11 protein-coding genes and 1 pseudogene are annotated in these 14,398 nt (G+C 73.3%); 4 read left to right on the top strand and 8 right to left on the bottom strand.

The window, feature by feature from the left end; all coding sequences use genetic code 11:
• Window positions 1–28 precede the first annotated feature (28 nt).
• Window positions 29–340 (top strand): SCO4225 family membrane protein, encoded by a 312-nt coding sequence (locus tag AC27LF_RS04760; protein ID WP_479661589.1) that lies wholly within the window; start codon window positions 29–31, stop codon window positions 338–340.
• 97 nt (window positions 341–437) lie between these two features.
• On the opposite strand, the gene AC27LF_RS04755 is transcribed toward AC27LF_RS04760, so the two are convergent.
• The 3 genes from AC27LF_RS04755 to AC27LF_RS04745 all read right to left on the bottom strand — a co-directional run bounded on the left by AC27LF_RS04755 (window position 438) and on the right by AC27LF_RS04745 (window position 2,776).
• Complete coding sequence (locus AC27LF_RS04755) at window positions 438–869, bottom strand: DUF6299 family protein (protein WP_479661590.1); 432 nt, start codon at window positions 867–869, stop codon at window positions 438–440.
• Window positions 870–1,082: 213 nt separating this feature from the next.
• Window positions 1,083–1,481 (bottom strand): RidA family protein, encoded by a 399-nt coding sequence (locus tag AC27LF_RS04750; protein ID WP_479661591.1) that lies wholly within the window; start codon window positions 1,479–1,481, stop codon window positions 1,083–1,085.
• Window positions 1,478–2,776 carry an acyl-CoA dehydrogenase family protein gene (locus AC27LF_RS04745; protein WP_479661592.1) on the bottom strand — a complete coding sequence of 433 codons (1,299 nt, stop codon included), beginning with the start codon at window positions 2,774–2,776 and terminating at the stop codon, window positions 1,478–1,480. Before AC27LF_RS04745 ends, AC27LF_RS04750 begins: the two co-directional genes overlap by 4 nt.
• A gap of 133 nt (window positions 2,777–2,909) precedes the next feature.
• Between AC27LF_RS04745 and AC27LF_RS04740 the strand changes: the two are divergent.
• Together AC27LF_RS04740 and AC27LF_RS04735 are read left to right on the top strand one after the other, a co-directional pair.
• Window positions 2,910–4,558: pseudogene (locus AC27LF_RS04740) on the top strand (AMP-binding protein).
• The gene (locus AC27LF_RS04735; protein WP_479661593.1) at window positions 4,555–5,367 is read left to right on the top strand and encodes a PaaX family transcriptional regulator; all 813 of its coding nucleotides are present in this window, start codon (window positions 4,555–4,557) and stop codon (window positions 5,365–5,367) included. The pseudogene AC27LF_RS04740 and the gene AC27LF_RS04735 overlap by 4 nt, the downstream one beginning before the upstream one ends.
• Window positions 5,368–5,711: 344 nt before the next feature.
• Here the strand turns inward: AC27LF_RS04735 and AC27LF_RS04730 are convergent, their stop codons facing one another.
• On the bottom strand, window positions 5,712–8,099 hold the full coding sequence (locus tag AC27LF_RS04730) for a bifunctional salicylyl-CoA 5-hydroxylase/oxidoreductase (RefSeq protein ID WP_479661594.1): 2,388 nt from the start codon (window positions 8,097–8,099) through the stop codon (window positions 5,712–5,714).
• 6 nt (window positions 8,100–8,105) lie between these two features.
• Window positions 8,106–8,927, bottom strand: a complete 822-nt coding sequence (locus tag AC27LF_RS04725; protein WP_479661595.1) for an enoyl-CoA hydratase family protein — start codon at window positions 8,925–8,927, stop codon at window positions 8,106–8,108.
• Window positions 8,928–9,240: 313 nt separating this feature from the next.
• Between AC27LF_RS04725 and AC27LF_RS04720 the strand changes: the two genes are divergently transcribed.
• Complete coding sequence (locus tag AC27LF_RS04720) at window positions 9,241–9,693, top strand: ATP-binding protein (protein ID WP_479661596.1); 453 nt, start codon at window positions 9,241–9,243, stop codon at window positions 9,691–9,693.
• Here AC27LF_RS04720 and AC27LF_RS04715 read toward each other — a convergent pair.
• The 3 genes from AC27LF_RS04715 to AC27LF_RS04705 all read right to left on the bottom strand — a co-directional run bounded on the left by AC27LF_RS04715 (window position 9,653) and on the right by AC27LF_RS04705 (window position 13,658).
• Complete coding sequence (locus AC27LF_RS04715) at window positions 9,653–11,116, bottom strand: amino acid permease (protein WP_479661597.1); 1,464 nt, start codon at window positions 11,114–11,116, stop codon at window positions 9,653–9,655. The two genes, AC27LF_RS04720 and AC27LF_RS04715, sit on opposite strands and share 41 nt — an antisense overlap.
• Before the next feature lie 186 nt (window positions 11,117–11,302).
• A complete protein-coding gene (gene argF / locus AC27LF_RS04710; RefSeq protein ID WP_479661598.1) occupies window positions 11,303–12,310 on the bottom strand; it encodes an ornithine carbamoyltransferase in 1,008 nt (335 codons plus the stop codon).
• Between the two features lie 124 nt (window positions 12,311–12,434).
• Window positions 12,435–13,658 carry an arginine deiminase gene (locus AC27LF_RS04705; RefSeq protein ID WP_479661599.1) on the bottom strand — a complete coding sequence of 408 codons (1,224 nt, stop codon included), beginning with the start codon at window positions 13,656–13,658 and terminating at the stop codon, window positions 12,435–12,437.
• Between the last annotated feature and the right edge of the window lie 740 nt (window positions 13,659–14,398).

Here is a 14,398-nt window from a genome sequence, read left to right as displayed (position 1 = left end):
CGGTCCGGAGGGACGAGGAGAACCACCGATGACCGTCCGCGTACGGCGCCGGGTGCGGGACGCCCTCGGCACCGCCGTCGCCCGCCTCTATCTGGCGGTCTGCGCCGTGCTGCTGGTGTGGGCCGTCGTGGTGAGCGTGGGCGACAGCTCGGGCGAGTCCATGGCGGGCGTCGTCCCGCTGCTCGTCACCGCGCCGGCCAGCCTCCTGCTGTTGATCGTGGCGCCGGACCATGTGTCGGCGTTCGTCGCGGTGGTCGCGGTCGGCGCGCTGGTCAATGCCCTGGTCATCGGCGCGTGCGCCCGCGCCCTGCGCCGCGACGAATCCCGTCCGGCGCCGTAGCGGGACGGCTCGGCTCCCGTGCCGTCGAGGAGACGGCCTACGGGGTGGTGAGCCGGCGCTCGTTCGGCCGGGGTGGACGAGCGCCGGGGGGCGCGGGTCAGCGTGCGACGAGTGTCACATCCTGCCGACCGGTGGCGTGGAAGTACGGCAGCGGCAGGCCGCCCTGCGGGCGCAGCTCCATGAGGGTGGCCTCGACGTGCGCCGCCCCGGGGGCGATCCGGTCCGACGGCACCGTGCCGGAGTTCTCCCAGCGGTGTCGGGCGCCGTCGCACAGCGCGCGGGTGCCGCCGACGCCGTAGCGGGCCGGCGTGGATTCCTGGCTGATCGAGGAAGTGACGAACACCGGGCCGATGCCCGCGCCGCACCGGTAGGTGCCGCTGAGGACGACGGTGCCGTCGGCGGCGACCCGGCCCACGGAGTCGACGGTGACGCGTTCGGCGGGGGCGGCGGCAGCGGTCACCGGCGCGAGCGCACCGAGCAGCAGCACGACGCCGCCGACGGCCGGGCCGAGAACGGGGCGTACGGGCATGGGGTACCTCCCGAGATCGTGAACTGGTGGGGGTCACCTCAGGTCCTACCGCCTGCCCGGACCCACTCCCCTGACATCACCCCATCGGTGGCGCGTCACAGCCCCCATAGGGGCGCGGGGAACTGCGCGACGAGCCACCACACACCCGCAGCCGCACAACCACCCCCTACCGCTCACCCCGCGGAGCGCCTGGCGGAGCGCCTGGCGGAGCGCCTAGTCGAGGAGGGCGAAGCCGTCGAGTTCCACCATGGCCCGCTCGTCCCACAGCCGCACCACCTCGACGACGGCCATCGCCGGATACGTACGTCCCGCCAACCGCCGCCAGATGTGGCCGAGTTCGGCGGCGTGGGTGCGGTAGGCGGCGACGTCGGTGGCGTAGACGGTGATCCGGGCGAGGTCGGCCGGGGTGGCGCCGGCCGCGCGCAGGGCGCTGAGGAGGTTGCCGAGTGCCCGCTCGAACTGCTCGGGCAGAGTGTCGCCGACGACCTTTCCGTCGGCGTCGAGCGCGGTCTGGCCCGCCAGGAAGACCAGCCGGGTGCCGGTGGCGACCACGGCGTGGGAGAAGCCGACGGGCGGGGAGAGGTCGGGCGGGTTGACGCGCTCGGCCGTCACGGGGCCTCCTGGGAAGTGGGCGATGCGGCGTGCGGGGCGTACAACTCCTTGGCGATGATGCCGCGTTGGACCTCGCTCGCGCCCTCGTAGATCCGCGGGGCGCGTACCTCGCGGTACAGGTGCTCCAGGAGGTGGCCCCGGCGCAGCGCGCGGGCGCCGTGCAGTTGGACGGCGGTGTCGACGACGTACTGCGCGGTCTCGGTGGCGAGCAGCTTCGCCATCGCGGCGCGCCGCGGGACGTCCGGCGCGGCCTCGTCGTACGCCGTGGCCGCCGCGTACACCATCAGGCGGGCGGCCTCGGTGCGCAGGGCCATCTCCGCGACCTGGTGGGCGACGGTCTGCAGGTCCCTCAGCTTGCCGCCGAAGGCGTCCCTTCGGCGGGTGTGGTCGACGGTGGCGTCGAGTGCGGCCTGTGCCATGCCGACCGCGAAGGCGCCGACGCTCGGACGGAACAGGTTCAGGGTGCCCATGGCGACCCGGAAGCCGCGGTCGGGCACGCCGAGCACATCGTCCGCTGTGACCGGTACGGCGTCGAGGTCGAGGGTGCCGACGGGGTGCGGTGACAGCATCTCCAGGGCGGTTCCGGTGAGGCCGGGCCGGTCGGCCGGCACGAGGAAGGCGGTCACGCCGCGGGCTCCGGCGCCCGGGGTGGTGCGCGCGAACACCGTGTAGAAGTCGGCTTCGGGCGCGTTGGAGATCCAGCACTTCGCGCCGGTGAGCCGCCACCGCCGAACACCGTCACCCTCGGCCACCGGCCCACCACCGAACTCGCCGCCCCGCAAGGCCGGTTGCGCATCCCGCACGCCCTGCCGGTCCCGCGCGCCCGAAACGTACCGCAAGTCCGAAGCATCCCGCACGCCCGAAGCATCCCACGTGTCCCGCGTGTTCTCGGCCTCCGCTCGCAGGGTCAGTGCCGCCGCGTCGGACCCCGCTCCCGGCTCGGTCAGGGCGAACGCGGCGATCGCGCTGCCGTCGGCGACCCGCGGCAGCCAGCGGTCGCGCTGGGCCGGGGTGCCGTGGGCGTGCAGCGGATGGGCGCCGAGCCCCTGGAGGGCGAGCGCGGTCTCGGCCTCCGTGCACGCGTACGCCAGGGACTCCCGCATCAGGCACAGGTCGAGGGCGCCGGAGTCGAACAGCCGGGAGATGAGCCCCAGTCGGCCGAGTTCGGCGACGAGCGGACGGTTGACCCGGCCGGGCTCGCCCTTTTCGGCGAGCGGGCGCAGCCGTTGCGCGGCGAGCGTGCGCAACCGGGCGCACCAGGCGGTTTGCTCGGGTTCGAGTGAGAATGCGGGCACTGCCGTTCCTCCCTCCACGGCGGGTCGCATGACCCCACCCCGACGGTATCGCGGGCCATTGACTGTCGTCACCGACACGATACGCTCGATCCGCGAGCCCACCACGAGCCCGGCCGGCAAGGGGGGAGACGCCATGAACGTCTCGGCGCACGTGGACACCTTCGCGCGCGACCACCTCCCGCCGCCCGACGAGTGGCCCGAGCTCCGCTTCGACCTGCCGGAGCTGCGCTACCCCGACCGGCTGAACTGCGCAGCGGAACTCCTGGACCACGCCGATCCGGCGCGCCCGGTGTTCCACACCCCCACGGACGGTTCATGGACCTACGGCGAGCTGCGCGCCCGGGTCGACCGCCTCGCGCATGTGCTGACCGCCGGCCTCGGCGTGGTCCCCGGCAACCGGGTCCTGCTGCGCGGCCCGACCACTCCGTGGCTCGCGGCCTGCTGGCTCGCGGTGCTGAAGGCGGGCGCCGTCGCGGTCACGGTGCTGGCCCAGCAGCGCCCGCACGAGCTGGCCACCATCTGCGAGATCGCCCGGGTGGGTCACGCCCTGTGCGACATCCGGTCCGTGGCCGACCTCGCGAGGGCCGAGGTGCCCCGGGCTGCGCATCACGACGTACGGTGGTGACGCGCCGGACGACCTGCTGCACCTCCCGGCGCCCGGCACCCCGTACCCGGCCGTGCGCACCGCCGCCGACGACATCGCGCTGATCGCGTTCACCTCCGGCACCACCGGCCGCCCGAAGGGGTGTATGCACTTCCACCGGGATGTGCTCGCCATAGCGGACACCTTCTCCAGACATGTGCTCGGCCCCCATGTGGACGATGTGTTCACGGGCAGCCCCCCCGCTCGGCTTCACGTTCGGCCTCGGCGGGCTCGTGGTCTTCCCGATGCGGGCCGGCGCCAGCGCGCTCCTGCTGGAACAGGCCGGACCCAGGCAGCTGTTGCCCGCGATCGCCAGGCACCGGGTGTCCGTGCTGTTCACCGCGCCGACCGCCTACCGCGCCATGCTGGACCAGTTGGACGGACACGACACCTCGTCGCTGCGGCGCTGTGTCTCGGCGGGCGAGAACCTGCCGGCGGCGACCTGGCGGTCCTGGCACGAGCGCACCGGGCTGCGCATCATCAACGGCATCGGCGCCACCGAGCTGCTGCACATCTTCATCTCCGCCGCCGACGAGCGGATCAGGCCCGGCACCACGGGGGTGCCCGTGCCGGGTTGGCACGCGCGCGTACAGGACGCGGACGGGAACCCGGTGCCCGACGGCCGGCCGGGGCTGCTGGCCGTGCGCGGCCCGGTCGGCTGCCGCTATCTCGCCGACCCACGGCAGCGCGTCTATGTGCGCGGCGGCTGGAACATCACCGGCGACACCTATGTCCGGGAGCCCGACGGCTACTTCCGGTACGTCGCGCGCGCCGACGACATGATCGTCTCTGCCGGGTACAACATCGCGGGCCCGGAGGTCGAGGACGCGCTGCTGCGCCATCCGGACGTGGTCGAGGCCGCGGTGGTCGGGCGGCCCGACGAGGCGCGCGGCCAGGTGGTGGTGGCGTACGCCGTGCTGGCCGAGGGGGCCGCGCGGGACGCCGACGCGCTGCGGGCCTTCGTCAAGTCCGAGCTGGCGCCCTACAAATGCCCGCGGGAGATCGTCTTCCTGGACGCGCTGCCGCGCACGGCGACCGGCAAGCTCCAGCGTTTCCGCCTCCGTGCCGTTGCGCCCTCCGCGCCCTCCGCGCCCTCCGCACCCAAGGTGACCCGTAATGATCACGAAGACCTAAGATGATCAACGTGTCCGAGCAGCACGCCCCCCGGTCCCTCATCGTCACGTTCTACGGCGCGTACGGCCGCTTCATGCCCGGTCCGGTGCCCGTCGCCGAGCTGATCCGACTGCTGGCCGCGGTCGGTGTGGACGCGCCGTCCGTGCGCTCGTCGGTGTCCCGTCTGAAACGGCGCGGGCTGCTGCTGCCCGCCCGCACGGAGCGGGGCGCGGCCGGGTACGAACTCTCCCCGGAGGCACGGCAGTTGCTCGACGACGGCGATCTGCGCATCTACGCGTCCGCGCCGCCGGGTGACGAGGGCTGGGTGCTCGCCGTGTTCTCCGTGCCGGAGTCGGAGCGACAGAAGCGGCATGTGCTGCGCTCCCGGCTGGCGGGCCTGGGCTTCGGCACGGCGGCGCCCGGGGTGTGGATCGCTCCGGCGCGGCTGCACACGGAGGCCCGGCACACCCTCCAGCGGCTGGGCCTCGACCCGTACGTCGACTTCTTCCGCGGTGAGCACCTGGGCTTCGCGCCGACCGTGGAGGCGGTCGCCCGCTGGTGGGACCTGGCCGCCATCGCCAAGGAGCACGAGGAGTTCCTGGACGCGCACGCGCCCGTGCTGCAGACCTGGCAGCGGCGGGCGGACACCCCGCCCGAGGAGGCGTACCACGACTATCTGCTGGCCCTGGACTCCTGGCGGCGCCTGCCCTACACCGACCCCGGGCTGCCGGCGCACCTGGTGCCCACGGGCTGGCCGGGCGCCCGCTCGGCGGAGGTGTTCCACGCGCTGCACGCGCGACTGCGGGACGCGGGGGCCGAGTTCGTGGAAACCTGAACCCGGCGAGTGCATAAGGGCCTGGTCCCGGCGAGGCCGTGGGGCCCGATCCCGGCGAGGCCGTCGGGCCCGACCCGGCGAGTGCATGGGGCCTGGTCCCGGCGAGGCCGTGGGGCCTGGTTCCGGCCGCATCACGCGTCACTCGTGGAACCCCCAGCGGGCTGTGCGGGTGATCGTCGCGTCCCTCGGGGAGAGGACCGAGCCGTCCGCGAAGGACCCGGACCGGCCTGCGCGCGGCGGGGCCGGGGCGCCCGCGATGACTGCGCCGTTCTCCCGCCGCGCCGGCCGGTCCGTCCTGATCGGCCCGGCGGGCGGTGGCGTGCTCAGCGCGGGCAGGGCGCAGGTCAGTTCCCCAGGGTGAGCCGGGGCTTGGGGGCGTCCGTGCGCCCGGTGCGCGGGGGGCGGCTGCCCGCCCGGTAGGGCGCGGGCCAGCCGACGCCCGGCCCCTCGTAGCCCTGCTCGGCCGCCGCGTGCAGCGTCCAGTTCGGGTCGTACAGGTGCGGCCGGGCCAGCGCGCACAGGTCGGCGCGCCCGGCCAGGATCAGGGAGTTGACGTCGTCCCAGGAGCTGATCGCGCCGACCGCGATCACCGGGACACCGGTCTCGTGCCGGATGCGGTCGGCGAACGGCGTCTGGTACGACCGTCCGAACTCGGGCCGCTCGTCGGCCACCACCTGCCCGGTCGACACGTCGATCGCGTCGGCGCCGTGCGCGGCGAAGGCGCGGGCGATCGCCACGGCGTCCTCGGCCGTGGTCCCGCCGTCGGCCCAGTCGGTGGCGGAGATGCGCACGGTCATGGGCCGTTCCTCGGGCCACACCGCGCGCACCGCGTCGAAGACCTCCAGCGGGAACCGCAGCCGGTTGGCGAGCGAGCCGCCGTAGGCGTCGGTGCGCCGGTTGGTGAGCGGGGACAGGAAGCCGGACAGCAGATAGCCGTGCGCGCAGTGCAGTTCGAGCAGGTCGAAGCCGGCCCGGGCGGCCCGCCGGGCGGCGGCCGTGAACTGCTCGCGGACGTCGGTCAGCTGGGCGCGGGAGAGCGGGCGCGGGGTCTGGCTGCCCGGCTTGTACGGCAGCGGCGAGGCGGCCACGAGCGGCCAGTTGCCCTCGGGCAGCGGCTCGTCGATGCCCTCCCACATCAGCCGGGTGGAGCCCTTGCGTCCGCTGTGGCCGAGTTGCACGCCGATCGCGGTGCCCGGCGCCCGCGCGTGCACGAAGTCGGTGATCCGCCGCCAGCCCTCGGCCTGCCGGCCGGTGTAGAGGCCGGTGCAGCCGGGGGTGATCCGCCCCTCGGCGCTCACGCAGACCATCTCGGTCATCAGCAGCCCGGCACCACCGAGGGCGCGGGCGCCCAGGTGGACGAGGTGGAAGTCGCCGGGGATGCCGTCGGTGGCCGAGTACATGTCCATGGGCGAGACGACGACCCGGTTGCGCAGGGTCAGGCCGCGCAGCCGGAACGGGGTGAACATCGGCGGTGTGCCCGGCGGGCAGCCGAACGCGCGCTCGGCGGCCTCGGTGAAGCGGGCGTCGCGCAGCCGCAGGTTGCCGTGGGTGACGCGGCGGCTGCGGGTGAGCAGGTTGAAGGCGAAGAGGCGGGGCGGCTGGTCGAGGTACCGGTCAAGGTCCTCGAACCACTCCAGGCTGGCGCGGGCGGCGCGCTGGGTGGAGGCGACGACCGGTCTGCGCTCGGCCTCGTAGGCCGCGAGCGCCCCGGCCGTAGTGGGGTGCTCGGTCAGACAGGCGGCCAGGGCCAGGGCGTCCTCGACGGCGAGCTTGGTGCCGGAGCCGATGGAGAAGTGGGCGGTGTGGGCGGCGTCGCCGAGCAGGACGACGTTGCCGTGCGACCAGTGGTCGTTGACGACCGTGCGGAAGGTGGTCCAGACGGACTTGTTGGAGCGCAGCGGCCGTCCGCCGAGCGCGTCCGCGAAGGTCTTGGCGCAGCGCTCGACGGATTCCTGTGCGCCGAGTCCGTCGAAGCCGGCGGCCCGCCACACCTCCTCGCGCATCTCCACGATCACCGTGGAGGCGTCGGCCGCGAACGGATAGCCGTGCAGTTGCATGACGCCGTGCTCGGTCTCGGCGATCTCGAAGCGGAAGGCGTCGAAGGCGAAGTCGGCGGCGAGCCAGAGGTAGCGGCACCGGTGGCCGACCACATGGGGGCGGAACACATGGGCGTATGCCTCACGGGTGGTGCTGTGCACACCGTCGGCGGCGATGACCAGGTCGTACGCCGTGGCAAGCCGCGCCGGGTGCGGCGCCTCGCTGCGAAAGCGGAGGTCGACGCCGAGGGCGCGGCACCGTTCGTGCAGGATCTCCAGCAGCCGTCGCCTGCCGAGCGCGGCGAAGCCATGTCCTGACGAGGTGTGGCGGGTGTTGCGGTGGACGATGTCGATGTCGTCCCAGCGGACGAACTCCCGTCGCAGTGCCTCGTGGACCACCGGGTCCGCGTGTTCGATGCCGCCCAGGGTCTCGTCGGAGAGGACGACCCCGAAGCCGAAGGTGTCGTCGGGGGCGTTGCGTTCCCAGACGGTGACGTCCCTCCCGGGGTTCAGCCGTTTCAGCAGTGCGGCCGCGTAGAGGCCGCCGGGACCGCCACCGATGATCGCTATGCGTCGCGGATCGCCGGTCGCCGTCGGCGGCCGCGGGTCAGCCGTGGTGTGTCGCGCCCCGCGGCGGAGCCCCCCATCGACTCGGCCTCGCACCGCCCCGAAGGGCGGCTCGCCCGAGGTCGGCATCGACGCTCACCTCCCCCGCCACTTCGGGGGGCGCTTCTCGGTGAAGGCCGCGTGGAACTCGGCGTAGTCCTCGCTGTTCATCAGCAGCGCCTGGGTCGAGGCGTCCAGTTCGACCGACGCCGCCAGCGGCATGTCCAGTTCGGCGGTGAGCAGCGCCTTGGTCTGCGCGTGGGCCAGGGCCGGGCCTGCGGCCAGCCGCCTGGCGAGTGCCTGTGCCGCCGCGTCGGCGTCCTCGGCCAGTTCGCTGATGAGGCCGATCCGCTCGGCCTCGGGAGCCCGCACCGGTTCGCCGAGCATGAGCAGCCGGGTGGCGTGGCCGAGGCCGACGACCCGGGGCAGCAGATAGGCGGCGCCCATGTCGCCGCCGGACAGTCCGACGCGGGTGAACAGGAAGGCGAACCGGGCGCTCGGGTCGGCCACCCGGAAGTCGGCGGCAAGCGCCAGCACGGCCCCGGCACCGGCGGCCACCCCGTGCACCGCCGCGATCACCGGGAACGGGCACTCCCTTACGGCCCGCACGACCTGGCCGGTCATCCGGTTGAAGTCGAGGAGCTGGGCGGTGTCCAGGGCGAGGGTGGCGCCGATGATCTCGTCGACGTCGCCGCCGGAGCAGAAGCCGCGTCCCTCGCCGGCCAGCACCAGGGCGCGCACGGACCGCTCGCGGGACAGTTCGGCGAGCAGGTCGCGCAGGTCGGCGTAGGCGCCGAAGGTGAGCGCGTTCAGCTTCTCGGGGCGGGCGAGGGTGACGGTGGCGACGCCCTCGGCGCGGTCGACCCTGAGGTGGTCCCAGGCGGCGGTGCGGGCGGCGGAGCCGGTGAAGGGGCTCATGAGGTGCGGCCTCCTCGGGCGCGGACGGTTCCTCACGTAGCTCTACCCCGAGAAGCTATCACCGAATTCTGACCACCGTCAGGACAGCGCGACAGAGCGGGGGCTGGGCGGGGCCGTGGAGCGTCGAGATCCGGCCACATCCGTCACGGCTCGTCAAGAGCCCGGTAACAATGTGACCGCAGGTGCGAGGTGGACCGCCGGCCCGGGTAGGCCAGCTCACAGCGGGGCCGAACGCCCCGGACGGTACCCGTCCAGTCCATCAGGGAACGGGCACCGTACCCTTTCTGAGGTTGCAAGCTGGACAGCCTGCTCCATGAACGGAACCACCGTGCACGAACGCCCCTCCGCCTCGGCCTCCTGGCGCATCGCGCTGCCGCACACCACCGCGGCCGTGCCGGTCGCGCGTGCCCTGGTGCGCAACGCCCTGGCGGAGCTGGAGCACGCGGCCGACCGCGACACCGCGGAGCTGCTGACGGCGGAGCTGGTCGCCAACGCGGTGGAGCACACCACCGGGCGCGGCCCGATCGAGCTGGTGGTGGAGGTGCGGCCGTCCGGCTGCCAGGTCGAGGTGCACGACCCGGACCCGGCGCCGCCCGGCAACCTGACCCGTCCGAGCGCCGAGGAGCCCGATCTGTGGCAGGAGGGCGGGCGCGGACTGCTGCTGATCCGGACCCTCAGCTCGTCCTGCGGCCACCGCCCCACCGAGTCCGGCAAGGCGGTGTGGTTCAGGCTGCCTGCCGTGCCGCGTCAGCGGCGTCGGACGTGACCTCGGCGGCGCGGGTGGTCCCGGCGAGCGTGGAGTGCCGGCGGCCGTAGCCCAGGTACACCAGCAGCCCCACGGCGAGGAACACCGCGAACTGGATCCAGGTCCGCGGGCCGGTCTCGTACATCAGATAGAGGCAGAAGCCGACACCGAGCAGCGGGAGCACCGGGTGCAGCGGCACCCGGAAGGTGCGGGCGAGTCCCGGTTCCCGGCGGCGCAGGGCGATCACCGCGATGTTGACGACGGCCATGACGGCGAGCGTGCCGATGGTGCACAGGTTCATCACGGCGTCCAGCGAGGCGAAGGCCGCCGGGAGCGCGAAGACGACGGCGACGACGAGGGTTCCGGCGGCCGGGGTGGCGGTGCGCGGGGAGACCTTCTCGAAGACACGCGGGACGAGACCGTCCCGGGACATCGACATCAGGATGCGGGTCTGGCCGTACATCACGGCGAGCACCACCGAGGCGATGGCGACGACCGCGCCGAACGCGATGATCCCGCCGCCGATCGTGGACCCGGTGACCCCGTCGACCACGTACGACAGCGCGGCGGGCCGGCCGGCCACCCGGTCGCCGCCGACGGCGCCGATCGCGGCGACGGCGACCGCGCAGTACAGCAGGGTGACCAGGCCCATGCAGACGAGGATCGCGACCGGGACGTCCCGGCGCGGGTTCTTCGCCTCCTCGCCCGCGGTGGTGATCGCGTCGAAGCCGATGTACGAGAAGAAGGCGGCCGTGGTGCCCGCGCCGATGCCGCCGAGCCCGGCCGGGGAGAACGGGGTGAGGTTGCCGTCCTTGTACGCGCTGTAGCCGATCGCGCAGAAGGCGAGCAGGATCGCGAGCTTGACGGCGGCCATGGCGGCGGTCGCCCGGGCGCTCTCCCGCACGCCGCGCACCAGCAGCAGACAGGCCAGCGCGATGACGATCACGGCGGGCAGGTTGACGATGCCGCCGTCGCCCGGCCCGGCGCTGAGCACGGCGGGCAGTTGCCGGCCGGTGAGGCCGTGCAGCAGTTCGTTGACGTACTGGCTCCAGCCGACGGCCACGGCCGAGACGGAGACGCCGTACTCCAGCAGCAGGCACCAGCCGACCAGGAAGGCCGTGGGCTCGCCGAGGCCCGCGTAGGCGAAGGAGTAGGAGGAGCCGGACACGGGGATCGCGCCGCCCAGCTCGGCGAAGGACAGGGCGGTGAACACGCAGGTGATCGCGGCGAGGACGAAGGAGACGACGACGGCCGGGCCGGCCTGGGCGACCGAGCCGGACAGGCCGACGAAGATGCCGGTGCCGACGATCGCGCCGACGCCGAAGCAGATCAGCTGGGACAGGCCCATGGTGCGCCGCAGGCCGTGGCCCTCGCGGTCGGCGCCGGATTCGGCGACGAGGAGCTGGGGGGACTTGACGCGCAGCGTGGTGCGGGGAGCGGGCATGGGGGTGGTGCTCGTTTCTGGTGGTGCGGGGCGACGGGTGGGTCGCCGCGGCGGCCCGGCGGGGGTGGCGCCGGGCCGCCGGTCAGGGCGGGGCCTGGTGGGCGGTGCGGGTAGGACGAACGGGGCGGTGTAACCGGCGGGGTAGTGGGGCCGGTGGGGCCGGTGGTGAACGAGGGGGTGCGGTGGTCAGGTCAGGGTGGCCACCAGGACCGCCTTGATGGTGTGCATCCGGTTCTCCGCCTCGTCGAAGACGACGGAGTGCTCGGACTCGAAGACCTCGTCGGTGACCTCCAGCTCCGTCAGCCCGTGCCGCTCGTGGATCTCGCGGCCGACGTCGGTGCCGAGGTCGTGGAAGGCCGGCAGGCAGTGCAGGAACCTGACGTCCGGGTTGCCGGTGGCGCGCAGCACGTCCATGGTCACCGCGTACGGGCCGAGCAGCGCTATGCGCTCGTCCCAGACCTCCTTGGGCTCGCCCATCGACACCCATACGTCGGTGGCGATGAAGTCGGCGCCGCGTACGCCCTCCTTCACGTCGTCGGTGAGCGTGATCCGGGCGCCGGAGGCACCGGCGAGCTGCCGGGCCACCTCGACGATCGTCTCGTCCGGCCACAGCAGCCGCGGGGCGACGATACGCACGTCCATGCCGAGCAGGGCGCCGGTGACCAGGTAGGAGTTGCCCATGTTGTAGCGGGCGTCGCCGAGGTAGGCGAACGCGATCCGGGTCAGCGGCTTGTCGCTGTGCTCGGTCATGGTGAGCACGTCGGCGAGCATCTGCGTGGGGTGCCACTCGTCGGTGAGGCCGTTGTAGACGGGCACCCCGGCGTATGCGGCCAGCTCCTCGACGACGCCCTGGCCGTGGCCGCGGTACTGGATGGCGTCGAACATCCGGCCGAGCACCCGGGCGGTGTCCTTCACGGACTCCTTGTGCCCGATCTGCGAGCCGGCCGGGTCCAGATAGGTGGTGTGCGCGCCCTGGTCGGCCGCCGCGACCTCGAACGCGCAGCGGGTCCTGGTCGAGGTCTTCTCGAAGACCAGCGCGATGTTCTTGCCGGTCAGCCGCCGTCTCTCGGCCCCGGCCCGCTTGGCCGCCTTCAGCTCGGCGGCCAGCTCGATCAGACCGCGGAACTCCTCCTCGGTGAAGTCCAGCTCCTTGAGGAAGTGGCGGCCGGCGAGGGCGGTCGGGACTGTCGCCATGAGGGGCGCTCCAGGGGATACGAGGACGGGGGCCGGGGGTCCGGGGGCACTGTGGAAGACCTGTAGACGGTGGAAGTCTATACGATGCTCAGCATTTATATACGGACGGGTCCGTACGACGGGTCTATACGGGGTCGCGCACCACCGGACAGCTCATGCAGCGCGGCCCGCCCCGGCCGCGCCCCAGTTCACTGCCCGGGATCTCGATCACCTCGATGCCCTGCTTGCGCAGATGCGTGTTGGTGGTGGAGTTCCGCTCGTACGCGACGACCACTCCGGGCTCGACGGCGAGAACGTTGCAGCCGTCGTCCCACTGCTCGCGCTCGGCCGCGTGCACGTCCTGGGTGGCGGTCAGCACACGGATCTCGCTCAGCCCGAGGGCGGCGGCGATCGCGCGGTGCATGTGCTCCGGCGGATGGTCGGTGACCTTGAGCTCCTTGTCGACGGCGCCCGGTTCGATGGTGTACGAGCGGAGCATGCCGAGGCCGGCGTACTGGGTGAAGACGTCGCCGTCGACCATCGTCATCACGGTGTCGAGGTGCATCAGCGCGCGCCGCTTGGGCATGTCGAGCGCGACGATCGTCCGGGCCGACCCGGCGGCGAAGAGCTCGTGCGCCAGCATCTCCACGGCCTGCGGTGTGGTGCGCTCGCTCATGCCGATCAGGACGGCGCCGTTGCCGATGACCAGGACGTCGCCGCCCTCGATGGTGGACGGGTAGTCGGCCTGCCCCTCGGACCACATGTGGAACTCCTCGCCGCGGAACAGCGGGTGGTGCCGGTAGATCGCCTCGAAGTGCACGGTCTCGCGCTGCCGGGCCGGCCAGCGCATGGCGTTGATGGAGACGCCGTCGTAGATCCAGGCGGAGGTGTCCCGGGTGAAGAGGTGGTTGGGCAGCGGGTCGAGGAGGAAGTCGTCGAGGTCCATCACATGGAAACGGACGGAGGTCGGCTCCTCGTGGGCGTCCAGGAACTCCCGCTTGGTCATGCCGCCGACCAGGGCCTCGGCGAGGTCGCGGGCGGGCATGGCCTCGAAGACGGCCCGGAGGTGGTCGGTGGCGAGCGGGCCGTACTCCTTCTCGTCGAAGACCCGGTCCAGGACGAGACCCCTTGCCTGCGGCACGTCCAGGGTCTCGGTAAGCAGGTCGCCGAAGAGGTGGACGGCGACCCCGCGGTCGCGCAGCACGTCGGCGAAGCCGTCGTGCTCGGCGCGCGCCCGGCGCACCCACAGCACGTCGTCGAAGAGCAGGGCGTCCTTGTTGCTGGGGGTGAGCCTCTTGAGCTCCAGATCCGGCCGGTGCAGGATGACGCGGCGCAGCCGCCCGGCCTCGGAGTCGACATGGAATCCCATGCCTCCATCCTGGCCGCCCCACCCCGGCTTCACCCTCCCTCCCCCGAGTTTCCGCCCGTTCTTATCCTCGTCCCCCCGACGACAAGACCTCGCGCTGAACGCCGCCCGGCTGAACCTGGGCCATGTCCGACGCGTCACACGGCTGCCGACGGCCCCGGTGCCGGGGGCGGACGCGGTCGATGCGGCAGAAGCGGGTCTGTCCGGCCCGCGCTGCCTTCCTACGGCCGAGGACCGCCTGCCCCGGGCCGACGTCATCCGTCCCGAGCGTCGCGCACCCGAGCGTCGCGCCACGGGGGCGGGCGCCGTCAGCGACGGTACGGATGCACACACTGTGGAGCCGATGCGGCACCGGGCGGCGGGGGCCTGCGCACGGCGGCGGCGCCTGCTGGGCGGGGGCCGCGGGGATCCGCCGCCGGCCGACGGCAGCTCCGCACGGAACAGGCTCGCGCCCGGCTCGGGTCCCGCGGCCACCAGCCGGACCCACCCCAAACAGCAGGCCGTGCGGACGGGCCGACGCCGGTCAGCCGAGCCGCAGGTCCGGGGCGGCCCCGGAAGGACAGGCCGAGCGGGACAGACCGACGCCGGCCAGCGAGGCCGCAAGGCCGGGGCGAGCCCGGAGCCCGCACGCCAAGACGAACCGGGGCACCCGGGCGAGCCGAATCAGCCGCCACCCCACGACAATTCCCCACGGAACAGCCTGCGGACAGGCCGCCGCCGGCCAGCGGAGCCGCAAAACCGGG

The sequence above is a fragment of the Streptomyces diversicolor genome (assembly GCF_057537855.1).
This window is presented reverse-complemented; position numbering and strand designations above follow the sequence as displayed.

Coding starts and splice junctions, on each gene's coding strand:
- AC27LF_RS04760 (WP_479661589.1), top strand. CDS start 29: ATGACCGTCCGCGTACGGCGCCGGGTGCGGGACGCCCTCGGCACCGCC.
- AC27LF_RS04755 (WP_479661590.1), bottom strand. CDS start 869: ATGCCCGTACGCCCCGTTCTCGGCCCGGCCGTCGGCGGCGTCGTGCTG.
- AC27LF_RS04735 (WP_479661593.1), top strand. CDS start 4,555: ATGATCAACGTGTCCGAGCAGCACGCCCCCCGGTCCCTCATCGTCACG.
- AC27LF_RS04730 (WP_479661594.1), bottom strand. CDS start 8,099: ATGCCGACCTCGGGCGAGCCGCCCTTCGGGGCGGTGCGAGGCCGAGTC.
- AC27LF_RS04725 (WP_479661595.1), bottom strand. CDS start 8,927: ATGAGCCCCTTCACCGGCTCCGCCGCCCGCACCGCCGCCTGGGACCAC.
- AC27LF_RS04720 (WP_479661596.1), top strand. CDS start 9,241: ATGAACGGAACCACCGTGCACGAACGCCCCTCCGCCTCGGCCTCCTGG.
- AC27LF_RS04715 (WP_479661597.1), bottom strand. CDS start 11,116: ATGCCCGCTCCCCGCACCACGCTGCGCGTCAAGTCCCCCCAGCTCCTC.
- argF (WP_479661598.1), bottom strand. CDS start 12,310: ATGGCGACAGTCCCGACCGCCCTCGCCGGCCGCCACTTCCTCAAGGAG.
- AC27LF_RS04705 (WP_479661599.1), bottom strand. CDS start 13,658: ATGGGATTCCATGTCGACTCCGAGGCCGGGCGGCTGCGCCGCGTCATC.